This is a genomic window from Paraburkholderia aromaticivorans, from assembly GCF_012689525.1.
GTDB classification, from domain to species: Bacteria; Pseudomonadota; Gammaproteobacteria; order Burkholderiales; family Burkholderiaceae; genus Paraburkholderia; species Paraburkholderia aromaticivorans_A.
In genome coordinates this window covers 109,567-134,726 of the sequence record NZ_CP051515.1, presented here as the reverse complement: position 1 = coordinate 134,726, position 25,160 = coordinate 109,567, and the positions used below count along the sequence as shown (strand labels likewise).

The window sequence follows — 25,160 nt, the reverse complement described above, 5'->3', positions numbered from 1 at the left end:
AGCATGCAAACTGAAGCGTTGCTGATCAAGAACCCTGCCGCCGTGATGAGCGGAATGGGCGGCGAGCGCGCAAGGCTCGGCCAGGTCGATCTGCGGATTCGCCAAGGCCGCATCGAATCCATCGCGCCGAATCTCGAACCTCGTGCCGATGAACGCGTGATCGACGCGCGTTCCTGTGTGGTTTATCCGGGCTGGGTGAACACGCACCATCATCTGTTCCAGAACCTGCTGAAGGCCGTGCCGTCTGGTATCAATGCGGATTTGCAGGAATGGCTGGCTGCCGTGCCGTATCCGCGTCTCGCGCGCTTTACGCCGGATCTGGCGCGCGTTGCCGCTCGCCTGGGTCTTGCCGAGTTGCTGCTCTCCGGCGTGACGACCTGCGCCGATCATCACTATCTCTATCACGCGGACGGCACCACCGAAACCGGCGATCTGCTATTCGACGAAGCGGCTTCGTTCGGCATGCGCTTCGTGCTGTGTCGTGGCGGCGCATTGCAGGCGGCGGGAGATCATCCGGGTTTTTCCAAAGTCGCGCTCAAGCCTGAGACGCTCGATCAGATGCTCGCCGATATCGAACGTTTGAAGTCGCGCTATCACGATGGTGGCGAGGCTTCGATGCGTCGCGTTGTCGTCGCGCCGACCACGCCGACGTTTTCCTTGCCGCCCGAACTGTTGCCTGAAGTCGCGCGCGCGGCTCGGCGGATGGGTTTGAGGTTGCATACGCATCTGTCCGAGACGACCCGATACGTCGATTTCTGCAAGGAGCGTTTCAACAAACTGCCGGTGGAGTTCGTTGCCGATCACGAGTGGCTTGGACCCGATGTCTGGTTTGCGCACCTCGTGCATCTGCAAGCGAGCGAGATCGCGATGCTCGCTGAAACTGGCAGCGGTTGCTCGCATTGCCCGGTCAGTAATGCGCGGTTGGGCAGCGGCATCGCGCCTGCGCCGCAAATGGCGGCCGCGGGCGTGCCGATGTCGCTCGCCGTGGATGGCGTGGCGTCGAACGAATCCGGCAGCATGACCAACGAAGCGCATTTCGCGTGGCTCGTGCATCGCGCGGCGCAGGGCGCGTCCGCGACCACTGTGGAAGAGACGATCCACTGGGGCAGCGCAGGCGGCGCAGGCGTGCTCGGACTCGACGCGGTCGGGACGCTTGAAGTCGGCAAGGCGGCGGACTTCGTGCTGTATGACGTTAGCGACCTGCGCTTCAACGGTTTTCACGATGTTGCCGTTGCGCCGGTGACGGCGGGCGAGCCGGCGCGCGTTCGCTACAACGTGGTGAATGGCCGCGTGGTGGTCGATAACGGCGTGATTCCGGGTCTCGATCTCGACGCGCTTCGTTATGAAGCCGCCGAGGGCGTGAAGTTGCTGCTGGCCGATTAAGCTAAGAGTCAAGGACACGCTGCGATGCAAAGCAAACGAATCCGGCTCGGTATTCTGACGCCGTCGTCGAACACCGCGCTCGAGCCGATGACGGCGGCGATGCTGAGCGAACTGCCGCGCGTCAGCGCGCATTTTGCCCGCTTCACGGTGACGGAGATCGCGTTGTCCGAGCAGGCGCTCGGCCAGTTCGATGTGAGCCGGATTCTGGCGGCCGCGCGTCAACTGGGCGATGCGCGGGTGGACGTGATCGGCTGGAGCGGCACGTCGGCGGGGTGGCTGGGGTTCGAGCGCGATCAGGCGCTGTGTCGACAGATTACGGAGGCGACGGGCATTCCTGCGACGACTTCAGTGCTGGCGCTTAACGAGATCTTTGAGAAGACCGGCGTACGGCGATTGGGTCTCGTTTCGCCTTATACCGATGATGTTCAGCAGCGGATCGTGCGTAACTACGAGAAGCTTGGCATCGAATGCGTGGCTGAGCGGCATTTGGGGCTGCAGGATAATTTCAGCTTTGCCGAAGTGCCCGATACACAACTCTCGATCATGATGCGCGAAGCCGCGTTCGCGAGACCGGATGCGGTGACGACCTTCTGCACGAATTTGCATGCGGCGCATCTGGTGCGTGCGTTTGAGACGGCTACGGATGTTCCCGCGTATGACACGGTGGCGACGGTGGTTTGGAAGGCGTTGAGGATGGTGGGGGTGGATATGGAGCCGTTGGGGCGGTGGGGGCGGTTGTTTGCGGAGGTGCGGTAGGTTCTTGCCTCTGAGCCATGACGCCGCGCCGCCCGCCGTCGAGTCGACAGACCGGAGGGCGCGACTCAAAACGCCCCCCCAGCAAGCGTCACGTCAAATCCTCGACGCCACCACAGGCGGCCGCGCCGCCACCCTCAAATACTCGACGCCCTCGGCAAACGACAAAGTCATTTGCCGCCCATCCCGCAAGCGAATACTAATCGTCCGATCCCGCTCATCGCGCGAACCCACCACGACCAGAAGCGGCACCTGCTTCTCGCGCGCATCGACGATCTTCTTCTCCAGCCGTTCAGGCCTGCTATCAAGCACCGCCCTGACACCGGCATCATCGAGCGCCTGCATGACCTCTTGCGCGTAAGCGCAATTCGCATCGCTAATCGTCGCAACCACGACCTGTTCAGGAGCCAGCCACACCGGCAACCATCCCTCGTGGTGCTCGATCAGCATCGCGATGAACCGCTCCATGCTGCCAAGCACCGCGTGATGAATCATCACAGGCCGCTCACGCTCATTGCGCTCGTTGACGAACTCCGCGTCGAGCCGCTCGGGCAACACGAAATCAAGCTGGATCGTGCCGCACTGCCAACTCCGCGCGCGGCTGTCCATCAGATGAAATTCGAGTTTCGGCCCATAAAAAGCGCCCTCTCCTTCGAGCACGTCGAACTCAAGACCAGCCGCACGCGCCGCGTTCGCCAACGCATCTTCCGCGCGTTCCCACGTTTGATCGTCGCCCGCGCGCATGGCCGGCCGCGTCGCTAGCGCGACCTTGAACTCGGGAAAACCGAGATCCGCGTAGACCGCGCGCAGCAACGCACAGAAGCGGCCGACTTCCGCCTCGATATGAGCCTCCATGCAGAACACATGCGCATCGTCCTGTACGAAAGCACGCGTGCGCTTCAGCCCTTCCAGCGAACCCGACGGTTCGTCTCGATGACAGGCGCCGAACTCGCTGTACCGCACCGGCAACTCGCGATACGACCGCACGCGCTGATTAAACACCTGCACATGACAGGGACAACTCATCGGCTTCAGACACAGCGCGCGGCCTTCTTCTGCATCGGCCAACGAATACATCGCCGCGCCGAACTTCTCCCAATGCCCGCTCTTTTCCCACAGCGAGCGCGCCAGCAATTGCGGCGTGCGAATCTCGCGAAAACCTGCGCGACGCATGCGCGCACGCACATAATCTTCGAGCACGCGATACAGCTCCCAGCCGCGCGGATGCCAGAAAACCATGCCGGCGCCTTCTTCCTGTTGATGGAAGAGGTCGAGTTTATTGCCTAGTACACGATGGTCGATGTCGTTCACAGTCTTGCTCCATTTGATCGGTTACCGCGAATGGATGCCGCAAACGGAGGTCCTGAAACGCCAAAGGCCCCGTCCGTTTCCGGCGAGGCCTTTGGTGGTTTGCCACAGCGTCCTGCTTCTAGTGCGCGCAACCTCCAGACGACCCGCCTGCGAAGGTGGTCGTCGTGGTGGTGACGGCAGCGAAGGGAATCGAATGGAAGTCCATGGATCGACAGTAAACGATTTTGTGACGGGACGTCAATCGCATTCTTGTCGCGCTCTGGTCAGAACGGCACGTTAAACGCTACGATGTATGTCTGATCCGAAGCCCGTGCGTCTGCGCGAAACTTCGGTCTGCAACTCAACCGATCAATCGAGCCTCTGACCTTGACTATCCATATCCGTCCCGCTTACGCCGCCGACGCAGCGTTGATTCTTCGCTTCATCACCGAACTCGCGGTGTACGAAAAGGCGAAGCACGAAGTCGTCGCGACCGTCGACGACATCGAAGCGAGCCTGTTTTCCGCCGCTTCCAGCGCGAAGGCGCTGATCTGCGAGATGAACGGGGAGCCCATCGGCTTTTGCGTCTACTTTTTTTCGTACTCCACCTGGCTCGGCAAGCAGGGGCTTTATCTGGAGGACCTGTACGTGTCGCCGGCATCGCGTGGCAGTGGCGCGGGCAAACAGATGCTGCGCCACCTCGCGCGCATTGCCTGCGACACCGGTTGCGGCCGCTTCGAATGGAGCGTGCTCGACTGGAACGAGCCGGCCATCGGCTTCTATGAATCGATCGGCGCGAGCGCGCAAAGCGAATGGGTGCGGTATCGGTTGGCGGGAGACGCGCTGAAGAAGTTTGCCGAGGGCGACGCGTGAGTGTTGCGCGTGTTTGCGCGCCCGCCGACGCTCACTCCGCCGCGCCATTCGCCACGGCGTCCACCTCGAACGCATCGCCCGTGGCAAAGAACGTCCCGCCGGCCACGTAGTGACAGGTGCGCAGATCGGGATCATCGCCGAAATGCCAGCGGTTGTTCGAGTACACGCGGCTATCCGCATACGCTGCGACAACTTCGCCGATGATCAGATCGTGGCGCTGGCTATCGTCCGGAATGACTCTGCACTCCATCCACGTGATGCAACCCGCGAGCATGGGCACGTCGATCTGTTGCGCGGGGAACGTCTCCAGGTCGAAGGCGGAGAACTTGTCGAGTTCGGTGCCCGCGTTCGTACCCACCGCCAGCGTTTGCGCAGCGAATCCACGGCTCGGCATTTGTAGTCCGAACACGCCGCTTGCCTCGATCAGTTGTCGCGTGAGCGTGCGGCTATCCACTACCACCACGACCTTCGGCGGATTGAAGTCGAGCGGCATCGCCCACGACGCCGCCATCACGTTCGAGCGGCCGCCGTGCGCGCTGGTGATGATCGTGACCGGCCCATGATTCAGCAGCTGCGTGGCCCGCGGCAAGGCCACGGGTTCTCGGGTGATTTTCATACGTAGATTCCGCGTCAAATGAATGAGAGCGATTGTAGCGTCGGGGCTCGATACGCGCTGCGCGCTGCGCGTGCCATTTCTAGCCGATCCAGGCGAGAATGCAAGACCGTCGAACTCGTTGGAGGAGCCGTGCGCATCGTCTGCCTGCATACCGCTAACAGCAACATCGCCGCGCTCGCGAACTGAAGCTCAAATGTTCACCGAGTACATCGTCAAATGGGATCTGCAGCAGGACGGCGAGCCGATTCGCACGCACAGCAGCCGGCTGCTGCCGGTGCGCCACCACGGCATGCCCGCAATGCTGAAAGTCGCGCAGGAACCCGAAGAGAAATTCGGCGCGCGGTTGATGCTGTGGTGGGACGGCGAAGGCGCGGCCCGCGTGCTCGCGCACGATGCCGACGCCCTGCTGCTCGAGCGCGCGCAAAGCAGTCACGCGCTGGCGGATCTGGCACGCACCGGCAATAGCGACGCCGACGACCAAGCCACCGACATTCTCTGCGCCACCGCCGCGCGGCTCCACGCGCCGCGAAACAAACCGCTGCCCGAATTGATCGATTTGCCACGCTGGTTTGCAAGCCTCTGGCCTGCCGCGCAAAAATACGGCGGCTGGTTGCAGGACAGCGCCAGCGTCGCGCAAGCTTTACTCGCCACGCCGCAAGACCCTGTGGTGCTGCACGGCGACATCCATCACGGCAACGTACTCGATTTCGGCCCGCGCGGCTGGCAGGCGATCGACCCGAAAGGCCTCTACGGCGAACGCGGATTCGACTACGCGAACATTTTCTGCAATCCCGACGACAAATCGGCATTGCGACCGGGGTCGTTCGAGCGTCGCGTGGAACGGGTCGCGCGGATGGCCGGACTCGACCGGCGCCGTCTGCTGCAGTGGATACTGGCGTGGTCCGGTTTGTCCGCGGCGTGGATTATCGAGACGGGCGAGGCGCCCGACATCGATAGGGAGATCGGCAAGCTGGCTGCCGAGGCGCTCAAGCGCTGAAGCGCAAGTAAGGTCAGGCAAATCAGGGCGGCAACTCGTGAGCCGCCGCCCAGGCGTGCCTCAGTGCGGCGCTTTACCGTTGGGGACGGCGTCCAGTGGCTTGTGCTGTTCCTCACCAAGTCCCGGGAAGAACGCGTTCCAGGCGGCCCGCACGCCTTGCGCCGCGGTGGCCTCGGCGGCGATCGATTCGGTCTCGCCTTCGCCGGCTGTTGATGGATCGGCGGACAAGCCGCGCCAGTGTGTAAATACGAGCAACGGCTTCTCCGTCCATACGCCGTCGCCAAATTTCGCAAAAGCCGTGTCCCCGCTCGTCAACTGCACCTCGTACCAGCCTTCACGGACGGGCGTGTGGGCCTCAAGCTCAAACCACGGGGTCGGTTCGATTTCCTTCATGTCGTCTCCGGTCGGATAGATCGTCATAGATAACCACAACAAAGGCATTCTTCATGCCCGGGCCAACAACGACCCGGTAAGCGCGCTTGCGGCACCACGTATCACGCGATGTTGCAGTGCGGCGCGTGCGGCATGAGCTGCGGGCGATCCGTCGATGTCGCACACTCCGAAATCGCCGCGCATAAGCGACACGATAGCGCGACATGGCCCGCGCGGACAAACGCAAAAAGTTACACGTGCATCTTCGTGCCCGACGTGGCTGCCGGACGGCGCTTCGGCTTGCCGTCCAACTCGGCCGCGAGCCCGGCCAGCACGCGAATTGCGGGCGCCAGTCGTTCGGCAGGCGTATTGCCGTAACCGATCACGAGCCCATTCGTTTCGGCGCGCGGCTGTAACGCGAAACCCGACAGCGCACGCGGATTGAGCCCTTGCGCGAGCGCGCGTTCGGCCAGGGTCCGGTCATCGATGCGCGGCGGCAAGCGCAGCGTCAGATGCATGCCGCAATTGCCGCCGAGAATCTGCGACGGCGCGAAATGCGTGGTCAGCGCGTCGCGCAACGCCTGCTGGCGCTCGCGATACAGACGCCGCATGCGCCCGAGATGCCGCCCGAACTCGCCGCTCTCGATGAAATGCGCAAGCGCCAGTTGTTCCAGCCGATGGCCGCCGCGCAGCATCTCCTGCACCGCGACGGCAGTGTGCGCCGCGATCGGTCGCGGCAACACCACGAAGCCGATGCGCAGCGCGGGAAACATCGTTTTGCTGAACGAGCCGACGTACAACACCGGCGCGTCCTCCACCAGCCCTTGCATGCTGGCAATCGGCTCGCCGGTGTGGCGGAACTCGCCGTCGTAATCGTCTTCGATTAGCCACGCGCCGCTGCGGCGCGCCTGGGCAATCAGCTCCAGACGACGCGCCACGGACAGCACCGAACCCGTCGGATACTGATGCGCGGGCGACGTGTAGATCAGCTTCGGCGGCTGCGTGCGCCATGCGTCGGATGGCACCGCCATGCCTTCCGCGTCGACGGGTATCGGCAGCGCGGTCAGGTCGCCCAGATTGAACGCGGCCTTCGCGCCGCGATAGCCGGGGTCCTCGACCCACGCGACATCGCCCGGATTGGTGAAAAGGCGCACGCACAGGTTCAGCGCCTCCTGCGCGCCCTCGGTGATCACCACCTGCGATCCTTCGCAGCGCACGCCGCGCGCCATGCGCAAATGTGCGGCGATGGCGTCGCGCAACGCGGGCTCGCCAGCGGGCGTGCCGTAGCCCAGCGCGAGGGGCAATGCGCGCTCCATCGCGCGCTCGAGCGCGCGCCGCCACGCGGTCACCGGGAATCGGTCCAGCGCGGGCGTGCCGGGCGTCAGAGGGAAGGTGTTGTCGGCGTGGGTGCGCGTGGCCGCGAACTGCCCGACGCGCGACGCGTAGGCCACCTCCGGCGCGGCAGGCTGCGAGGGCGGCTCACCGCGTGCGGACGGGCTGGAGAGCGGGCTCACGCGCGTGCCCTTCTTGTCGGCGACCACATAGCCGACGGCGGCCAGATGCTCGTACGCGATCACCACCGTGTTGCGCGAGACGCCCATTTCCGCCGCGAGCAGGCGCGACGACGGCAGCAGCGATCCCGCCGGCAAACGGCCCGCGAGAATCGCCTGCTGCAGGCGCTCGAGCAATTGTTTTTGCAGCGGCTCGGGCTTTGCACCGTTGCCGGCGGCCGCCGACGCAGCCGGGCTGGCAAGCGGGCCAATGATCTCGATCATCGCAGCTGGACCTATCAAATGAGGTTGGCGTGGATCTTTTTAACATACCACGTTTGCCGTATCGTTCTCCATCATCGACGATCATTCGTAACCGACAGCAACCATCTTGCATGGGACCAGAGATATGGAATCCAGACGTAACGCATTCGACCAGCCGATCGGCGCCCCCGTGCCGGGTTGGAACGGCGCTCAGGCCCCTGGCCGCGAGCCGCTGGTAGGCCGCTATTGCCGGATCGAACCGGTGGACGTGGAACGTCACGCCGAGGACCTCTACGACGCTTACAGCTCCGCCACAGACGGCCGCGACTGGACCTATCTGACGGTCGGTCCGTTCGAGAGTCTCGCCGCCTATCGCGAGCATCTGACGCGCGCCGCCGCCTCCACCGATCCGCTGCACCACACGGTGATCGATCTGGCGACCGGCAAGGCTGTCGGTACGCTGGCGCTGATGCGCATCGACCGCGCGAACGGCGTGATCGAAGTCGGCCACGTCACGTATTCGCCGCGCCTGAAGCGCACGCGCATCGCCACCGAAGCGATGTTTCTGCTGATGACGCAGGTGTTCGACAAACTCGGCTATCGGCGCTTCGAATGGAAGTGCGATTCGTTGAACGAGCCGTCGCGCACGGCGGCGTTGCGCTACGGCTTCACGTTCGAGGGGATCTTCCGTCAGGCGATCGTATATCGCGAACGCAATCGCGATACCGCGTGGTTTTCGATCATCGACAGTGAATGGCCCGCACTGCGTCCGAGCTACACGCGATGGCTGGATACCGGCAACTTCGATGCGCAAGGCCAGCAGGTCGAACGGCTGGTGGATCTGATCGCACAGCAGCGGTCATTGGCAAGCGGCGACGCGCAGTGAGCTGATTGTCGAGCCGGCCGGCGCACACGGCTCGCTCGACGTAACCGGCAACTGCGGCGCGCGCCGCGCGCCGGCTCAACCTGTATGTGCCTGCCGACGCAGCACGATGGTCGGCTTGCCTTTGTACGTGGTGCGATGTTGCTCACGATAGCCGCACTTATGAGCGACGCGCAGCGACGGCAGATTCTCCGGCGCGACGATGCAGGCCGTCTCGCCATCCGGCCATTGCTGGTCGGCCCACTCCAGCGCGGCACGCACGGCTTCGGTCGCGTAGCCGCGGCCATGCACGGCCGGGTCCAGCGCCCAGCCGACTTCGGGCACCATCAATGACGGCTCGATCTCGCGATGGTAGTCGGCAAAGCCGACTTCGCCGAGAAACCGGCCGCTCTCCTTTTCCCGCACGACCCAATAGCCATAGTTCAGCATCGCCCAATGACCGGCGTAACGCAGCAGACGCGCCCAGACTTCCTCGCGCGTGAAGGGCTTGCCGCCGATATAGCGGATCACCTCGGGATCGGACCACATCGCGTAACTTTCGAGGAAATCGTCGCGGGTGTGGGGTCGCAGGGTGAGGCGGGGGGTGGTGAGGAGTGGGGGAGCAATCGACATTGCGTAGGAGCGGATAGTTGATGGAGTGGCTCGGCAAACAGCGGTTCGATGATCGCAGATTTTTTGCGCGCCTGGGACGTGGACAAAATCCTGGCCGTGCACGCCGCAAGCTATGGCATGCGAAGAGACTTCGCCCTACACTCGCCGGGTACGGCCATACATCGTTGCCACGCTCACCACCGCTCCGTCGATGAAACCTCGCCTGCGCTACCTCACCGCGCTGATCGTGAACGTCGCCTTGCCCTGGCTCGCCTACCGGCTCGCCTTCCCGCACTGTGGCCAGCTCGGCGCGCTGGCCGCGTCGGCGTTGCCGCTGATTGCGTGGATGAGCTGGGATCTGCTTCGCTATCGCCATTTCGACGCGCTCAGCGCGCTCGTGCTGGTCGGCATCCTGCTTTCGCTGTTGGCGATCAGCGTGGGCCTCGGCGGCAACGCTCGAATGCGCGAGATCGAAGAGCCGATGGTGTCCGGAATGATCGGCGCGTCGTTCCTGGTGTCGCTAGCATTGCCAAAGCCGCTCGTGTTTTACCTCGCGCGCTCGACCATGTCGCGTGAGGATCATCGCAACATCGAGAGCTTCGAAAAGCATTGGCGCGAACGTCCCTCGCTCGTCGCGTACATCCGCTTGATGACGCTCGTGTGGGGCATCGGCTTGACGGGCGAGAACATCTTGCGCAGTCTGATCGTCTGGCAATGGCCCGATGACCCGCACTCGGCCATCGCGTCCAACGTGCTGAGGTACGGCGTCTATGCCGGCCTGACAGCCTGGACCTTCTGGTGCCGCCGGCTCATCAAGCAAGATGCGCTGCGCTATCCGGACGACACCGTAGACCCGACAAAGACAAACCCCCTCGCCAGTTCATGAGCCCGGCCCTCACGCCAGTTCGAGAAAGCGCGCCAGGCACGGATTGCGATTCGCCGGCGACCACGCCAACACCTGTTGGATCAGCGGCGCATCGACCAGCGGCCGGAACACCACGCCGGCTAGTTGCGCGCGGCGCATGGAAGCCGGCACCAGCGCCACGCCCACCCCTTCGTCGACGAGACTCAGCACCGTCTGTTGCAACTGCACTTCGAAACGTATGTCGGGTTCGAAGCCGCCGGAGCGGCAATGCTTTAGGATCGTCGCGCGCAACGTCGGTGCGACTTCTTCGGATGCGAGCACGAACGGTTCGCCGGCGAGTTGCGCAATCTTCAGACGCCGCGCGCGAGCCCGCGGATGGCTGCGCGACAGCGCAACGCATAAAGGCTCGCTGAGAATCGTGCGTGTGGCGAGCCCCTTGTCCGGCACGTTCGGGAACATGATGGCCGCGTCGATCTGGCCGGCCAGCACCTGCGCGGTGAGATCGTTGGAGACGACCTCACGCAAGTTCAACGCGACTTCGGGAAACGCGGCGCCAAAAGCTCGCGCATAACCGGGCACGACGCTATACGCTGCACACATCGTGAAGCCGATCGCGAGCTTGCCGGCGTCGCCATGCGCGGCGGCTTGCGCGTTGCTGACGGCTTGCTCAACGGAGGCGAGAATCGCTTTCGCATCGGCGTAAAAACGCTCACCCGCGGCGGTCAAGGTCACGCTGCGCGGGCTGCGCTCGACCAGCGTCACGCCGATGCTCGCCTCCAACGCCGCCAGTTGCCGGCTCAACGGCGGCTGCGACAGATTCAGACGCGCGGCCGCCCGGCCGAAATGGCGCGTCTCGGCAAGCGTCACGAAGTAGCGCAGCGGCTTGATATCGATCACGATGCACTCACGCGAAATGACAATGCAAAAAAGGTATTGTCCGGCACAAAAAACAGTATTGGATTGTATCGCCGCTAGCCACTACGCTGGCGAATCGCCATCCTCCCCACATTTCTGCGCCGATGTTAGCCACCCTCGAAATCCTGCTCCCCGTCTTCGGCCTGATTTTCGCGGGTTTCGCCTGCCGCCGGCGCAACGTGCTCGGACCGAACTCGGCGTCGGAGCTGAACCGCTTCGTGGTCTGGCTGGCGCTGCCGGCGTTGCTGTTCGACATCATGGCGCACGCCACCTGGCAGCAGCTCTATCAACCGGCTTTCGTCGCCACATTTTCGATTGCGTGCGTCAGCGTGTTCGTCCTGATTCTGGCGATGCGGTTGATGAGCGGCCGGCATCTCGCCGATGCGAGCGTCGATGCGATTGCGGCCTCGTATCCGAACACCGGCTATATCGGCTTCCCGCTGGGCATGATCGCGTTCGGCTCGGCTAGCCTGACGCCGACCACGATCGCCACGATCCTTGTCGCGTGCGTGCTGTTCGCGGTTGCGATCGTGCTGATCGAAGTGGGTCTGCAGACCGAGCGCACGCCGCATAAGCTGGGTTTGAAAGTGCTGCGTTCACTGGCGCGCAATCCGCTGATCGTGTCGCCGATTGCGGGCGTGCTGTTTGCCAGTCTCCATGTCGCGTTGCCGGCCAGCGCGGAGACCTTCCTGAAACTGCTGGGCGGCGCGGCGAGTCCGTGCGCGCTGGTGAGCCTCGGCCTGTTCCTCGCCGAGAAACGCCCGTCCGACGACGGCGCACGAGGCATCTCCTGGTTGCTGACCGGCGTCAAGCTGCTGGTGCAGCCGGCGCTAACGTGGTGGCTCGCGGCGCGCGTGTTCGGACTCCCGTCCACGCTGGTCGAAATGGCGGTCATCCTCGCCGCGTTGCCCACTGGCACCGGCCCGTTCATGCTCGCCGAGTTCTACGAACGTGAAGCGCATATCACCTCGCGAACGATCTTGCTGTCGACCGTGGGCTCGATCGTGACCCTCTCATTGCTGCTGCCGTTGATGGGCCATCGCACGTAAGCGCATCCAGGCGCATCCGAACGCGCCGACCGGCGCGCAAGCTGCACAGGCCCGCGCCTCGCGCTATGCTTCGCGAACGGATCGACCCGGTCCGCGACCTTCATTTGCAATACGCGAAGCCTGACCTTAAACCCCCGTGCCCAAAGCCCGCCCACCCGAACTCCACGACGACGCCGACGCCCGTTCGCTCGCGCGGCACTATCCGCGCGGGCTGCGCATCGACCCGCATTCGCACACTTGGGCGCAGGTGCTGTACGCGGTATCGGGCGTGATGTGGGTCGAGGTCGGCCGCGAAGCGCTGGTCGTGCCGCCGCAGCGCGCGGTCTGGCTGCCGGCGGGCACGCTGCACTCCATCCACATGATGAGCGAGGTGGAGATGCGCAATCTCTATCTCCACGCGCGCAATGTCGGTCATCTAAGCCGGCGCAGCGACGTGTTCGAGGTGAACGGCTTGCTGCGCGAACTGATCACCTCGATCGCGGAGCATGAAGGCAGCGACTCGCGCGATCAAACCTATCTCGACGCCGCGTACCGTCTCGCCATGCTGGAACTGGGACACGCGCCGCGCTCGTCGCTGCGCATCGCGCTGCCCGATGCTTCGGACCGGCGGCTCGAAGCGTTGTGCCGCGCGGTGATCGACAATCCGTCGATCGCGATCAGCTTCGAGCAGCACGCGGCTTCGGTCGGGGCGAGCGTGCGAACGCTGGCGCGGCTCTTCACGCGCGAACTGGGCGTCGGCTTTGCCGAATGGCGCCGCCAGGTGCAACTGGCGGTCGCCGTCTCCTGGCTCGCCGAAGGACGCCCGGTGAGCAGCATCGCGCGCTCGCTCGGTTTCCAGCCGAGCAGCTTCAGCGACATGTTCCGGCGCGAACTGGGCGCGCCGCCGACCGGCTTCGATCCGAGCGGCACGTTGAGCGAGGCCGCTTCCGCTGTCTCGCCCGAAGCCGCAAAAAGCCGTCAAAGTTGATCAGCTTCGCAGCATCGCGGGCGCACGGCTTTCCACGCGTCTTGTCCGAATTTCGAAAGTCTTTGTCTCAACGCCTTTCTACCGGTCACCTAGACTAACGTTCAATCTGCTGCGCGAAGCAGCCCGGAATCCAATTGGAGCCACACACGATGAAAGCCATCCAGTTCAAATCTTTTGGCAGCCCCGAGGTGCTCGACTACGCCGATCTGCCGACGCCGCAAGCCGATGCCGACAACGTCGTCGTGCAGGTCAAGGCGGCCTCGGTGAACCCGAGCGACGTCAAGAACGTCTCCGGGCATTTCGGACACACGGTCTTGCCGCGCACGCCGGGGCGCGACTTCAGCGGTGTGGTGGTGGACGGCCCGCAAGCCTGGCTCGGCGCCGAAGTGTGGGGCACCGGCGGCGACATCGGCTTCACGCGCGATGGCACGCACGCCGAGTTCATCAAGGTGCCGCTCGCGGCACTCTCGCGCAAACCCAAAACGCTGAGCCATGCGGAAGCCTCCGCGATCGGCGTGAACTTCGTGGTCGCCTGGCTCGGCACGGTCGAGTACGCGCATCTGCAAGCGGGTGAAACCATCGCCGTGATCGGCGCGGGTGGCGGCGTGGGCGGTGCGGTGGTGCAGATTGCCAAGGCGCGCGGCGCCCGTGTGATCGCCGTGGACCGTCATCCGCTCGACGCGGACACGCCGGCGGGCCGCCTGATCGACGACTACGTGCCGTTCGATGAAAACGTCACGGACCGCGTGAGGGCGCTCACCGACGGCGCGGGCGCGGACGTGGTGTACGACACAGTCGGCGGCGTGGCGTTCGAGACCGCATTGAGCCTCGTCAAACGTCGTGGCCGCGTGCTAGAAATCAGCGGCACGGGCAAGCGCCGCGTCGAATTCGATCTGATCGACTTCTATCACAACGAGACGCAATTGCTGGGTGTGGACAGCGCAAAGCTCGGCGTCGCGGAATCGGCGCCGTTGATGACGGCGCTGGTCGAAGGCTTCGAAACCGGCAAGCTGACCGGCCCGGCCATCGCGCAGACATTCCCGCTCGAACGCGCTCGCGAAGCCTACGAGGCCGTGGCCGCCGGCACACGCGGCCGGGTCGTCATCACCATGTAATTGCCGTCGCGGCCGGCGGGCGTGGCAGCCCGCCTCTCACCTGGATACAACAGTCATGAAAGCGTATTTGATCTCGCTGGCCGCCGGTGTGCTGGTCGGCCTCCTCTACAGCGTGATGGACGTGAAGTCGCCCGCGCCGCCGACCGTCGCGCTGGTCGGGCTGCTCGGCATGCTCGGCGGCGAACACATGATTCCGTTGGTGCGGACCTGGCTGGCATCAGGCATTTATTGACACGCATCTTGCCGGCGCGCCTCGCTCGCGCCGGATTCAGCGCAGTCGTCGGATAAAACACCGGCGCGGCCGCCTCTCCAAGGGGCACCTTTTCCGTCACCCTGCGTCACACGCTAAGATTGAGCCCGACGGGCCCGTGCGTCGCCCGCCTACGACAAGAAAAGCTTTGCCTCGGAGAATCAGATGCCTGAAGAATATGAAGTGCATGGTCCGCACGACCATGCGGTGGAACACGCCGGTCATCACGATGTGGATCCGTTCGCGAGCCGAATGGCCGTGATGACGGCCATTCTCGCGACGATCGGCGCGCTGTGCGCGTACCAGAGCGGCAACAGCGAAAATCTCGCGCTGTACTACAAGAACGAAGCCGCGATCAAAAAGACCGAAGCGTCGAACCAGTGGAACTACTACCAGGCGAAGGGCGAGAAGCAGAATCTCGCCGAACTCGGCGCGGCGCTGTCCACCGGCAACACGGACGCGCATGCGAAATTCCTCGCCGACGTCGACAAGTACAAGCAGCAGAAAGAGCCGATCCGCGCGAAAGCTGAAGCGATCGAAAAGGAAGTCGTCGATAACGACGCGCGCAGCGAAGGGTTGCTGCACGGCCATCATCGCTGGGCGCAGGCCACCACGCTGATTCAGGTGGCGATCGCCCTGTGCGCGATCACATTGCTGACCCGCAAGAAATGGCTGCGCAATCTCTCGTTCGTGGTGGCGGGTGCGGGTGTGATCACCGGCGCGTTGGCGTTTTTCTCGGCTTGATGGGTGAAACATCGCGCAGCCATAGTGGCCGCGCGGTGCGAATGAAGGAGTACAGCGTGATTGATGGGTCCGCGGTTCTAGGCGTTTTCTCTGTGTACGTGGCCGGCGTGGTGATTCCCGGCCCGAACTTCGTCGCGGTCGCGCACAAGGCCGCATCGGCGACGCGCGTCGAAGCGCTCGCGATGGTCGGCGGCATCGTGCTGGTCAATCTGTTCTGGGCAAGCTGCGCGATTCTCGGCGTCGGCATCGTGTTCACGGCCTTTCCGTGGCTCGCGTTGGCGGTGAAGCTGGCCGGCGCCGGCTATCTGATCTGGTTCGGCGGACGCCTGATCGTCAACGCGTCGGCGGGCAAGCCGACCGCCGGCGTCAATGCCACGGCAGGCGGTTTCCGGCAAGCGTTCGCGCAAGGCTTCGCGACCAACATCGCGAATCCGAAGTCGATGGCGTTCTTCGCCGCCGTGTTCTCTTCCGCCGCGCCTGCGCATGTGAGCGTCGGCACGTTTGCCGCGATGCTCGGCATGGTGTGCGTGGTCGCGAGCAGCTGGTACGGGTTCGTCGCACTCACCTTGTCGCATGAGCGGATCGCGACCGCGTACCGGCGCTGCAAGGGGTGGATCGACCGCGTGTGCGGCGGGCTGATCGTCGCGTTGGGCGTGCGTCAGTTGATCCGGTAGTTCTGCGCTCCTACGCACGAGGCGTGCGTTCAGACTGTTTTGCACTCCATCTCGCGTCGAAAAAGGCGGGTATTAAAGAGATACCCGCAGCGCGGCTCCATGACATAAATTGAGGAGGACGTATTACCGTCAGCGCGTGTGCGGCGAACACCGCATTCGGCGCGATCTGTCATGGAGGAATCGCTGTGAGAGAAACAACTGATCCGTCAGGCGAGGTGACCGCCAACCTCGAGGAAAGCATTCTTATTCCGCAGCTCGGCTGTCCTGCGGGCAAGATAGGCGTAGCAGTCGCCGATATGCTGGAGCGCTCGAATCGCGCCGTCATCATTACTTCATTCGATCTACTCGACCTGCACGCGAACGAGCGAGTGCTAGAAGTGGGCATCGGCAACGGCGGCCACATCGCCTTCGTACTCGATCTGGCTGAGAGGTTGCGCTTCACCGGCATCGATATATCGCCGACCATGATTGCCGCCACGCGCTGCCGCAATGCGGAGTTCGTGCGCGACGGCCGCGTCAGGCTCGAAAGCGCCGACGTCGTCGCCATACCGTTCGCCGCGGCTTCGTTCGACAAAGCGGTTACGAGCAACAGCACATACTTTTGGCCCGACCTGACGGCCGGCCTGAAAGAAATACGCCGCGTGTTACGCGTGGACGGCACGCTGGTGATCGCGGCCATTACGCCCGAGGCAGCAATCGAGATGCCTTTCGCAGAGTACGGCTTCACTGTGCATGACGCGGCGGCACTCGAAGCCGCCTGCGTGACCGCGGGATTCGATCGGATCGGCATCACCCGCTACCTCGAGCCGCTCAGCGATCCGCCGCAAGAGCGTGGCCCGCGCGAGTTTTATCTGCTGCGGGCGAGCGCCGTCTGACACGGCCGCACAAGTCAGCGCGATACACGGCGAGCTTCAATGCGCGATACCGTGTGCGCGTTCGAGCAACAACTCGCGCTCGCGCGCATTGCGCGTCATCCCGGCGGCACGTTCGAATTCGGCGCGCGCTTCTTCCACGCGTCCGAGCTTCGCCAGCAGATCGCCGCGCACGCTCGGCAGCCAGTGATAGTTCGCGAGTGCGGCGTCGCTTGCCAGCGCATCGACGATCTCCAGGCCGGCCGCCGGACCGAACGCCATGCCGACCGCCACCGCGCGGTTCAACTCGACCACCGGCGACGGCGCTACCTGCGCTAGCGCGTCATACAACGCGACAATCTGCGCCCAGTCGGTATCGCTCGCGCGACGCGCACGGGCGTGACAGGCGGCGAGCGCCGCCTGCAGCGCATACTGGCCGCTCGCGCCGCCCAACGCATGCGCGCTGTTAAGCGCGGCCAGCCCGCGACGGATCAGAAGCGGATCCCAGCGGCTGCGATCCTGATCGAGCAGCAGCACCGGACGGCCTTGCGCATCCGTGCGGGCATGCGTGCGCGAGGCCTGAATCTCCATCAGCGCAACGAGGCCGTGCACTTCGCTTTCGTCGGGCACGAGGCCGCTCAGCACACGGCCGAGCCGCAGCGCTTCCTCGCAGAGCGCCGGACGCATCCAGTCGTCGCCGGCCGTGGCCGAGTAGCCTTCGTTGAAGATCAGATAGATGACCTGCAGCACCGAAGCGAGCCGCGGCGCGCGTGCGTCCGCCTGCGGCACCTCGAACGGCACCTTGGCCGCCGAGAGCGTGCGCTTGGCCCGCACGATACGCTGCGCGACGGTCGGCTCCGGCACGAGAAACGCGCGCGCGATTTCGTCCGTGGTGAGGCCGCCAAGCAGGCGCAGGGTGAGCGCGACGCGTGCATCGGTCGACAACACCGGGTGGCACGCGGTGAACACCAGCCGCAGCAGGTCGTCGCCGATATCGTCGGCGCGGGCGGCATCGAGGGCATCGACGAAATCGGGCACGAGATGCGCCTCCATCGCGTCGAGATCGTGACCCAGCTCCTGGCGCTTGCGGGCATGCAACGCTTCCTGCCGCAAGCGGTCGAGCGCACGGTTCTTTGCGGTCGCCATCAGCCATGCTCCCGGGTTGTCGGGCACGCCCGCGTCGGGCCAATGTTCGAGCGCGGCCACCAGCGCGTCTTGCGCCAATTCCTCGGCGAGCCCGACGTCGCGCACGATCCGCGCGACATGGGCGATGACCTTGGCGGATTCGATCCGCCAGACTGCCTCGATGGCACGGTGGGTGGCTGCCGTGGTCACAGCTTCAGCCCGCTGCCTTGCCGTTCGGGTCCATGTAGATGAGCTCCCAGATGTGGCCGTCGATATCCTCGAAGCCGTGCCCATACATGAAGCCGTAGTCTTGCGGCGCGCGCGGTACGGTGCCGCCGGCGGCGAGCGCTTTGGCGACCAGCGCATCCACCTCCGCCCGGCTTTCGCACGACAGGCCCACCAGTGCTTCCGTGCTTTCCTTCGGATCGCACAGCGACTTGCGGGTGAACGACTTGAACAGGTCCTTGACCAGCAGCATCGTGTAGAGGTTCTCGCCGAGGATCAGACAGGCCGCCTGTTCGTTCGTGAATTGCGGTTCGAAGCTCAAACCGATCGCGCTGAAGAAGGCTTTCGATCGTTCGAGATTGTCGACCGCGAGATTGACGTAGATCTGCTTATGCATGATGGAGTCCGGTGATCGGGTTATGGCTCGGGCGTCTGCGGCCCGGTGCGCCGTGTTCAGCTCGCCTCAGCGAGCGTCTTCAGATTGTTCAGGCCGTCCTCGAAATCCTTGCCGACCATTTTGTCCATGCTGAAGAACACCTGAATCAACTTCGACATGAACGGCGCGGGTCCGTGCATCGCCCAGGTCACTTCAGTCGCACCCGTTTCAGGCTTCAACGTGAATTCGGCCATGTTGTGCGCTTCGAACGGCTTCAGAAAATCGAGGTTGAGCGTCACGCTCGACGGCACGGCCGTATCGACGATTTCCATTTGCCCCACGCCGACCTTTTCGCTTTGCCACGCATAACGCGCGCCCTTGCCGTTCGGGGTGCCGCTATAGGTGCCATGGGTCGCGGGGTCTTTACGCAAAAACGGATTCCACAAGTTGAATTGATGGAGATTGTCGATCAACGAATAAATCCGCTCGGGCGGCGCCTGGATGCGCACGCTGCGCTCGATGCGAAAAGTGTCGGGCCGGGTCGCCGCGTAGACCAGCAGCAGGCCCACGGCCGCGACCACGGCAATCAGTATGGTCTTGAGCATGATGAATCCTCTCGATAAAACCGGAGCGGCGCGCGCCTTGCGTTTCCGCTTCAGCGCTTGCCGGCTTCCAGTTCGCGGAACCGGTCCAACTCCGGGCCGGGTTCGAAGTCGTCGAGTTCGAACAATTGACGCACTTCGATTTCGCCGTCCGCTTGCTCGCCGAACGGCGCCGGAAAGCGCCGCGCCCATTCCATGGCTTCTTCACGCGAGCGCACCTGGATCAGCGTGTAGCCGGCAATCAGTTCCTTGGTCTCCGGAAACGGGCCGTCGACCAGCGAGCGCTTGCCGCCGCTGTAGCGAACGCGCCAGCCTTTCGAACTCGGTTGCAGGCCGGTGGCGTCGAGCAGCACGCCGGCTTTGGCCAGTTCTTCGTGGTACGCGCCCATCGCGGCCATCAGGGACGCTTCCGGCATCTCACCGGCTTCGCTGGCAGCGGTCGCTTTTACGAGGATCATGAATCGCATCGCCGTTACTCCTTATCGTTGTGAGAGGGAGAGCCGCGCCCCTAGGCTGGCTTCTTACTCACACGACGAGCAACGCGCAGCCGGATCGACACACTTGCCGATCCTCCAGGGAAAACCCCGAGAACAAATGCTGTCGATGCGCGAACCGGCTAGAGGAAACAAGGCCCGAGCTTGCGGACTTCGACCGTGCACCACGTTGCGGCCGGGCAGGCTTGGGCAATCGCCACGGCTTCTTCACGCGTTTCGCAATTGAGGAGAAAGAACCCGCCGACCATTTCCTTGGCCTCGGCGAACGGGCCGTCGAGCAGTTTTGGGTGGCCGTCGCGCACCTGTACGCGCACGGCGTCATTCAAGGACGTGAGCGATTCGACCGCGACCAGTTTGCCGCGCTCTTTCAGATCGGCGGCGAAGTGCACCATCTGATCGTAGACTTCGCGGCCTGCGGCCTCGCCGCGTTCAATGCGTTGATTCGGGGGTTCGACGATGAGCAGCATATAAGACATGGTGTCTCCGATTTTGATCGCGCCGCGGATGTGAACGCCCTGGAGGCGTATGAAGACAAAAACGCGCGTGCGGTGGGCTTGCGAGAGGCAGTCTAACAAGCATGAAAGCCTCCGGCAAACCCGATCCGGCGCTGACGCGGCGGCCAATCGGGCGTCTTACGGAGACTCGTAATATGCGCACGTCATCAGGAATGCTTTTTACCGTGCGGCACAATAACGCCACGTTGAAATCATCCCCCAACGCACTAAAGACCGCCGTGAAGGTGGCGTTTTATCGTGTTGACACACGTGAATAACCGGCTTCCAATTTGAGGACGGTGCACGGTCCAGATTGCGCGCAATGATTGGCAAAATCTGCCCGCAAAAAAACGGCCGATTCACAAGCAATCGAATGATTAGAGCAGTGGGGAAAATCATGCATCGATCGTTAGTGCGCAACGGCGTTGCCGCCATCGTGGCCCTGGCCTTTTTCCAACTCAGCGGTTGCGGCGGTGGCGGCGGCTCCAGCTCCAATTCGGGCTCCAGCTCGTCGAGCACGCCGACGGTCCCGACGACCGTCCTCACCGGGACGGTGACCGCAGGCAGCCTCATGCCTGACGCGCATGTCACGGTGATCGATTCGACCGGCGTCTGGGTTAACGGGTCGGCCAACGGGCAAAGCGTGTACTCGATCTCGGTGAAGGGCATGACGCCGCCGTTCCTGATCGTCGCCAGCGACGCTGCCCGTTTGTCCGCCCCGCTCGTTTCGGTGCTGGCCCAGTTACCGGACGGCCCGGCGCCGGCCGTCGCCAACGTCACGACGCTGACCACCGCGGTTGCCGCCATGCTCACGGTCTCCGGCAACCCGCTCGACCTCGCGTCGCCCACGGCGCTTGCCAAGGTAGCCCAGGCCACCGTGCAGATCGAAGCCGATACGCTCAGCGGGATACTGGGGACTATCCTCGCGCGGAACGGCGTCGGAGGGATCGACTTCGATCTGATGGGCGGGGCGTTCACACCGGACCATACCGGCGTCGACGCCGTCATCGACGCGGTGTCCGTCGTCCCGGCCGCTAACGGCGGCTTGATGCTGCTGTCGAATGCCGCGCCCAATACGACCGTGGCGCTGAACAGGAGCACCACGCGAGGGGTGATACTCGACCCGCCACCCGCACCCGCGAATTATCTGGAACCGCTCGCGACGCTGCTGACCGCCTGCGCCGCATCCGGGACGTTCAACGCGTCCTGCTCGCCGGCGATCGACGCCACGTTCCTGGAGAACGGTTCGACCGATCTCGCCGTCGGCCATGGCTTCACGGATGCGGACTTGACCGGCGCCGTATTTGGTTCGCCGAAGACGCTCGCCTTCGTCGCACTCAACGGCAAGCAGCAGACGCTCGTGCAGTTCCCGGTCACGCTCTCGGACGGCAAGTCGGCGGGCCTGTTCTACAGCATCGTGCAACAACGCGCGACGCCGGTCACGCTCACCGACGGCACGCAGTTTGGCTGGGATCTGATCGGCAATCAGTCGCAATTCGCCGTGTCGATCAACTCGCAAATCGCGCGACGCGCCTTCCTCGATTTGAAGCCGAACGATGTGGACCGTTACGAGTCGGGCCTGATGATCACGATCCCGACCGCGTCGAATCCGTCGGTGTATTCGGCTTCCGTTACCGGTCCGGGTCTCGCCGCGCCGGTCTGGCTGATGCAGCGCACGGTCCCCGGTGGCAGCACGCTGGCTTTGTCGGACGCGGCGTTGAGCGCCGCGCCGGTGTCGCCTGCCACGACCGGCAGCAACACGACGTTTTATCGCTGGTCGTGGCAATCGATTTCGTCGACAGCGAACTTCCTCGCGCCCGCCGCGAGCGGCTACTACGCCGTGCACCCGGTGGACGCGAGCATCGTGCCGCTTTACTCGACCTACACGATCACGTTCTACGACAGGAACGGCGCGCAACTCGGCCAGTCGCCGATCATCAATCCGGGCAGCGCATTGAGCGCGGCGGCTGGCAACTCGATCGTATGGCCGACGCTGCTGCCGGATTTCGCCAATCAATTCCTGACGCCCGGCGGTTCGCTCGCGGGTCTGCAGAGCACGGCGAGCGTGACGTGGTCGGGCCTCATGAACGGGCAGGACCTCGCGTTTCCGGTGACATCCGTGCAGATTCAGGCAACCGGTCTGACAGCCTCGGGGCCAGCCCCGGAAGTGGACGGCTATTTCGTTGGCGCGCCGAACGGCTCTGCCGTCGTCGGACAGTATCAGGCGACGGTCAGCGCAGGCAGCAATTCGCTCGGCGTGCTGACTTGCTTGAATTGCGGATTCCCGCCGCTGACCTCGGGATATTCACGGCTCGTGCAATTGAACGGCGGGCAGGACACAACCGCGTTCTACGATTCGACGGCGTACAACGATTAGTGCCGTCCCTTAGTACGTCAACGCGGCTGAACGAAAAAACGCCCCACGTGGGGCGTTTCATCTGCGCGTATGAGAAAGGAGAAACGCGTGCGGGCGGCTCAGACCGCGGCCTCCGCAATCGCCTGCACCTGCGCGGACCTCATCAATCCTTCGATCATTCGCGCTTCCGCGCTCGCGATCTCGCTCAGCGATGCCACGGATAGTTGTCCGTCGAGAATCGCCAACGCCGTGCACAAGCGGGCGTATTCGCCGTCTTGCAGTGCCCACGCGCCTTCGTCGTGTTCACGCATATCGAGCTGAACCATCGCCGCATGTGCGCTTTCGATGTCAGACGGAACATCTTCGCCAAGACCGAGACGCGCCAACTCTTGCGATACCAGCAAATGCCGGCTCAAGGTCATATGCAGATTCCGCGAGCCGTGGCCGTGCCGGAATGCATCGAGGGCGGTGTAGCACTGCAGGAGCATCGCCGACGTAACCGGCTCATGAGCGGTGCGGCTATAGGTCAGCGCGCGCAACAACGGGGACATGGCCGACTGGTTGTGCTTGCGGACTCGCGATTTACTGGACATATCGGTTCAACCTCCTTCTCTAACTCTCGGCTTCGCCACCGAATTCTTCTGCTCCGGTGGCAAACGCCGCCAATACGCCGGCGGCTTGACAGGCCCTGATGTGAGTCTGTGCAGCCATCATGGCAAGCAACTATTAAGACAGACTTAAACGACTTCAAGTCCGGTTTGTGTGCAGCATCCCACACTACGCAGCCCGCCGGTTGTTCGATTCCGCCAAAAGCGTAGCGCGCAGCGTAGGGATATCGGCTCGAACTTGCCAATTGCAAGTCGCGTCGCGTGTCACGACGAAAAAAAACCCTGTTCCCGCGAGGGAACAGGGCCTGACAGGATGGAACAGTCGTACTCGCGCGTGGATGCTTGCCGACGTATACCCACCGCAAACTAGCAAAGCTGTTGTTACTTGAACTACACCTGCTGAAGCTGTGTTGCATGAACTGCCACTGCAAATAAAGCTGTTCTGCGTGAACTACCACGACAAATAAAACCGTGCTGCCCATACTGCTGCTGCGAAAAAACATTCGTTTCGGAACTGCTCACTGCAATCACAGCCGGGTCCTTCGCCTTCAACATCGCCTGGCTGCAACCCCCTGCTGATTCACGCGCAAATTACATGGATCGCGCGCCGTTTGCATTGCTTCTACTACCTACTGCTTTACTGCCCTGCTGCGTTCGACAACCGCGGCAAACTGCCATCAACGGTACGGTTCAAAACAACGCGGGGGAAGACCGCGTCGATGGGGCTCGGTGATTTGTCGCTCCATGGAAAACAGTGTATTCCGGCACATGCGAATGCAATTGGGCGAAGCGAAGGGATTTGGCAAGCCAGTTTGGCGAATCGGTGTAACAGCCCGATTTCCTCAGAGGTGAGTAGCGCGTAGCCTGCGCCGCCACTGCGAAACATGCGGTTATTGACTGGGCCAGTTCGTCGTCGACGACGTCGGCCGCACTGCCGAAAAAACGCGCCGATCGGATCAGCAACGACGCGAGCGACGGCGCGTCACCGTCGCTCGCTGACCTTCGAGCATGGGCGCTTGCAAGACGAGCAGCGTGATCTCGTCAACCGCGGGAGACAAAATCGCTGATCGTCAGCAGCACTTTTTCGCCTGGACGCGCCAGCAGTTTTCTCTCCGCCACGGCGGTAATGCGTTTGCGGCCGTCCGCGAAAGTCTTCAGTACGCGGTCCTCGCCGGCGTCGCGTTGCAACCAGAAATGCTGTTCCAGGGCCTCACGCGTGACGGCGCACTCGAGGTCCCGTCCTCGCGTCGAAAGCTGGAAAATCACCGCGCGTCCGTCTGCCGAGACGCTTGGTTCAAACTCGATAATCTCCATGGCCCACCTCGCAAAGTTCGTTAAACCGCTCGCCGTGTTGAACGAACGACACCGAAAAAAACTGAATGTAAATGCGAAACACGCGTCGAGTTCCTTCGACTGATCAATGCACGCTAACGCGCCACGGCCAGGCTCACTGTGCGCTGGACCACCGTCGAGTGGGCCGAAGCATGCGCGCTCGACCAGCGCGGACGTTTCGCGCAGAACTCATGCAGCAGCGCATTCAACCCTTCCGTCATGGCTTGCGTACCGCGCCGCACGCCGCGCAACGCGGACGATAGCGCGAACCAGGAATGCGGCGGCCGAAGCTCGTGGCACATGCCGCGGGCATCGGCAAAGCGCAGACAACCGGTATCGGGATAAAAGACGAGCGTCATCGCGTCGCCGTCGACCCCGTGCGTGACCGTATGTGGTTTCGTATTCAGCATTTTCGTTGTTATGCCAGGTTGGCGTCGTGTCTCGGTGGTTCGACGTACGAACCCGCACGCGCCAGCAATTCGCGGATGAGGCAACAGCAAAGCGCATGCCAACGAGCGCAAAACGCATCGCACGCACCGCGGCGAGCACGACGCAAACAGCCGGCAACATGCCGCCAGCAAGCCGCAAACGCCGACCGCGCCTGAA

28 protein-coding genes are annotated in these 25,160 nt (G+C 63.5%); 14 read left to right on the top strand and 14 right to left on the bottom strand.

Annotation, left to right across the window (positions count from 1 at the left end; translation table 11 throughout):
• Nucleotides 1-3: 3 nt before the first annotated feature.
• A complete protein-coding gene (locus HF916_RS12435) occupies nucleotides 4-1,383 on the top strand; it encodes an amidohydrolase family protein (RefSeq protein WP_431311438.1) in 1,380 nt (459 codons plus the stop codon).
• Nucleotides 1,384-1,407: 24 nt separating this feature from the next.
• Nucleotides 1,408-2,139: a maleate cis-trans isomerase family protein gene (locus HF916_RS12430; RefSeq protein ID WP_168789258.1), complete on the top strand. Its 732-nt coding sequence runs from the start codon at nucleotides 1,408-1,410 to the stop codon at nucleotides 2,137-2,139.
• A gap of 93 nt (nucleotides 2,140-2,232) precedes the next feature.
• On the opposite strand, the gene thrS is transcribed toward HF916_RS12430, so the two are convergent.
• Nucleotides 2,233-3,447 carry a threonine--tRNA ligase gene (gene thrS / locus HF916_RS12425; RefSeq protein ID WP_168789257.1) on the bottom strand — a complete coding sequence of 405 codons (1,215 nt, stop codon included), beginning with the start codon at nucleotides 3,445-3,447 and terminating at the stop codon, nucleotides 2,233-2,235.
• 366 nt (nucleotides 3,448-3,813) lie between these two features.
• On the opposite strand from thrS, the gene HF916_RS12420 reads away from it, so the two are divergent.
• Nucleotides 3,814-4,299, top strand: coding sequence for a GNAT family N-acetyltransferase (locus HF916_RS12420; protein WP_168789256.1), 486 nt, complete (start codon nucleotides 3,814-3,816; stop codon nucleotides 4,297-4,299).
• A 31-nt stretch (nucleotides 4,300-4,330) separates the two neighbouring features.
• Here HF916_RS12420 and HF916_RS12415 read toward each other — a convergent pair whose 3' ends face one another.
• Entirely contained in the window at nucleotides 4,331-4,915 is a 585-nt protein-coding gene (locus tag HF916_RS12415; protein ID WP_168789255.1) for a flavin reductase family protein, read from the bottom strand.
• 193 nt (nucleotides 4,916-5,108) lie between these two features.
• On the opposite strand from HF916_RS12415, the gene HF916_RS12410 reads away from it, so the two are divergent.
• Complete coding sequence (locus tag HF916_RS12410) at nucleotides 5,109-5,912, top strand: aminoglycoside phosphotransferase family protein (protein ID WP_168789254.1); 804 nt, start codon at nucleotides 5,109-5,111, stop codon at nucleotides 5,910-5,912.
• A 60-nt stretch (nucleotides 5,913-5,972) separates the two neighbouring features.
• Here HF916_RS12410 and HF916_RS12405 read toward each other — a convergent pair whose 3' ends face one another.
• Together HF916_RS12405 and HF916_RS12400 are read right to left on the bottom strand one after the other, a co-directional pair.
• Nucleotides 5,973-6,305 carry a hypothetical protein gene (locus HF916_RS12405; RefSeq protein ID WP_168789253.1) on the bottom strand — a complete coding sequence of 111 codons (333 nt, stop codon included), beginning with the start codon at nucleotides 6,303-6,305 and terminating at the stop codon, nucleotides 5,973-5,975.
• Nucleotides 6,306-6,535: 230 nt separating this feature from the next.
• Nucleotides 6,536-8,059, bottom strand: coding sequence for a PLP-dependent aminotransferase family protein (locus HF916_RS12400; protein WP_168789252.1), 1,524 nt, complete (start codon nucleotides 8,057-8,059; stop codon nucleotides 6,536-6,538).
• A gap of 124 nt (nucleotides 8,060-8,183) precedes the next feature.
• Between HF916_RS12400 and HF916_RS12395 the strand changes: the two genes are divergently transcribed.
• Nucleotides 8,184-8,924 (top strand): GNAT family N-acetyltransferase, encoded by a 741-nt coding sequence (locus HF916_RS12395; protein WP_168789251.1) that lies wholly within the window; start codon nucleotides 8,184-8,186, stop codon nucleotides 8,922-8,924.
• 75 nt (nucleotides 8,925-8,999) lie between these two features.
• Here HF916_RS12395 and HF916_RS12390 read toward each other — a convergent pair whose 3' ends face one another.
• Nucleotides 9,000-9,533: a GNAT family N-acetyltransferase gene (locus tag HF916_RS12390; protein ID WP_168789250.1), complete on the bottom strand. Its 534-nt coding sequence runs from the start codon at nucleotides 9,531-9,533 to the stop codon at nucleotides 9,000-9,002.
• A 190-nt stretch (nucleotides 9,534-9,723) separates the two neighbouring features.
• Here HF916_RS12390 and HF916_RS12385 point away from each other — a divergent pair, with 190 nt between their 5' ends.
• Entirely contained in the window at nucleotides 9,724-10,398 is a 675-nt protein-coding gene (locus HF916_RS12385) for a VC0807 family protein (protein WP_168789249.1), read from the top strand.
• Between the two features lie 9 nt (nucleotides 10,399-10,407).
• Here HF916_RS12385 and HF916_RS12380 read toward each other — a convergent pair whose 3' ends face one another.
• Entirely contained in the window at nucleotides 10,408-11,274 is an 867-nt protein-coding gene (locus HF916_RS12380; RefSeq protein ID WP_168789248.1) for a LysR family transcriptional regulator, read from the bottom strand.
• Nucleotides 11,275-11,396: 122 nt separating this feature from the next.
• Here HF916_RS12380 and HF916_RS12375 point away from each other — a divergent pair, with 122 nt between their 5' ends.
• From HF916_RS12375 to HF916_RS12345, 7 genes are all read left to right on the top strand, one after another.
• Nucleotides 11,397-12,341, top strand: coding sequence for an AEC family transporter (locus tag HF916_RS12375; protein WP_168789247.1), 945 nt, complete (start codon nucleotides 11,397-11,399; stop codon nucleotides 12,339-12,341).
• A gap of 136 nt (nucleotides 12,342-12,477) precedes the next feature.
• Complete coding sequence (locus HF916_RS12370; RefSeq protein WP_168789246.1) at nucleotides 12,478-13,308, top strand: AraC family transcriptional regulator; 831 nt, start codon at nucleotides 12,478-12,480, stop codon at nucleotides 13,306-13,308.
• A gap of 149 nt (nucleotides 13,309-13,457) precedes the next feature.
• Nucleotides 13,458-14,423: a quinone oxidoreductase family protein gene (locus tag HF916_RS12365; protein ID WP_168789245.1), complete on the top strand. Its 966-nt coding sequence runs from the start codon at nucleotides 13,458-13,460 to the stop codon at nucleotides 14,421-14,423.
• 55 nt (nucleotides 14,424-14,478) lie between these two features.
• A complete protein-coding gene (locus HF916_RS12360) occupies nucleotides 14,479-14,655 on the top strand; it encodes a DUF1427 family protein (RefSeq protein WP_168789244.1) in 177 nt (58 codons plus the stop codon).
• A 183-nt stretch (nucleotides 14,656-14,838) separates the two neighbouring features.
• Nucleotides 14,839-15,417 carry a DUF4337 domain-containing protein gene (locus HF916_RS12355; protein ID WP_168789243.1) on the top strand — a complete coding sequence of 193 codons (579 nt, stop codon included), beginning with the start codon at nucleotides 14,839-14,841 and terminating at the stop codon, nucleotides 15,415-15,417.
• 56 nt (nucleotides 15,418-15,473) lie between these two features.
• Complete coding sequence (locus HF916_RS12350; protein ID WP_168789242.1) at nucleotides 15,474-16,091, top strand: LysE family translocator; 618 nt, start codon at nucleotides 15,474-15,476, stop codon at nucleotides 16,089-16,091.
• Nucleotides 16,092-16,276: 185 nt separating this feature from the next.
• On the top strand, nucleotides 16,277-16,966 hold the full coding sequence (locus tag HF916_RS12345; protein ID WP_168789241.1) for a class I SAM-dependent methyltransferase: 690 nt from the start codon (nucleotides 16,277-16,279) through the stop codon (nucleotides 16,964-16,966).
• A 36-nt stretch (nucleotides 16,967-17,002) separates the two neighbouring features.
• Here the strand turns inward: HF916_RS12345 and HF916_RS12340 are convergent, their stop codons facing one another.
• The 5 genes from HF916_RS12340 to HF916_RS12320 form a co-directional block, all read right to left on the bottom strand.
• Nucleotides 17,003-18,277: an RNA polymerase sigma factor gene (locus tag HF916_RS12340; protein ID WP_168789240.1), complete on the bottom strand. Its 1,275-nt coding sequence runs from the start codon at nucleotides 18,275-18,277 to the stop codon at nucleotides 17,003-17,005.
• Nucleotides 18,278-18,281: 4 nt separating this feature from the next.
• The gene (locus tag HF916_RS12335; protein WP_168789239.1) at nucleotides 18,282-18,689 is read right to left on the bottom strand and encodes a VOC family protein; all 408 of its coding nucleotides are present in this window, start codon (nucleotides 18,687-18,689) and stop codon (nucleotides 18,282-18,284) included.
• A 56-nt stretch (nucleotides 18,690-18,745) separates the two neighbouring features.
• Entirely contained in the window at nucleotides 18,746-19,273 is a 528-nt protein-coding gene (locus tag HF916_RS12330; RefSeq protein WP_168789238.1) for an SRPBCC family protein, read from the bottom strand.
• Between the two features lie 50 nt (nucleotides 19,274-19,323).
• Complete coding sequence (locus HF916_RS12325; RefSeq protein WP_168789237.1) at nucleotides 19,324-19,737, bottom strand: YciI family protein; 414 nt, start codon at nucleotides 19,735-19,737, stop codon at nucleotides 19,324-19,326.
• A 149-nt stretch (nucleotides 19,738-19,886) separates the two neighbouring features.
• Nucleotides 19,887-20,240, bottom strand: coding sequence for a YciI family protein (locus HF916_RS12320; RefSeq protein ID WP_168789236.1), 354 nt, complete (start codon nucleotides 20,238-20,240; stop codon nucleotides 19,887-19,889).
• 589 nt (nucleotides 20,241-20,829) lie between these two features.
• On the opposite strand from HF916_RS12320, the gene HF916_RS12315 reads away from it, so the two are divergent.
• On the top strand, nucleotides 20,830-22,635 hold the full coding sequence (locus HF916_RS12315; RefSeq protein ID WP_240975525.1) for a hypothetical protein: 1,806 nt from the start codon (nucleotides 20,830-20,832) through the stop codon (nucleotides 22,633-22,635).
• A gap of 98 nt (nucleotides 22,636-22,733) precedes the next feature.
• Here HF916_RS12315 and HF916_RS12310 read toward each other — a convergent pair whose 3' ends face one another.
• The 3 genes from HF916_RS12310 to HF916_RS12300 form a co-directional block, all read right to left on the bottom strand.
• Nucleotides 22,734-23,207 (bottom strand): hypothetical protein, encoded by a 474-nt coding sequence (locus tag HF916_RS12310; RefSeq protein ID WP_168789234.1) that lies wholly within the window; start codon nucleotides 23,205-23,207, stop codon nucleotides 22,734-22,736.
• Nucleotides 23,208-24,263: 1,056 nt separating this feature from the next.
• Nucleotides 24,264-24,536, bottom strand: coding sequence for a DUF1488 domain-containing protein (locus HF916_RS12305; protein ID WP_168789233.1), 273 nt, complete (start codon nucleotides 24,534-24,536; stop codon nucleotides 24,264-24,266).
• A 113-nt stretch (nucleotides 24,537-24,649) separates the two neighbouring features.
• Entirely contained in the window at nucleotides 24,650-24,964 is a 315-nt protein-coding gene (locus tag HF916_RS12300) for a hypothetical protein (protein WP_168789232.1), read from the bottom strand.
• Nucleotides 24,965-25,160 lie beyond the last annotated feature (196 nt).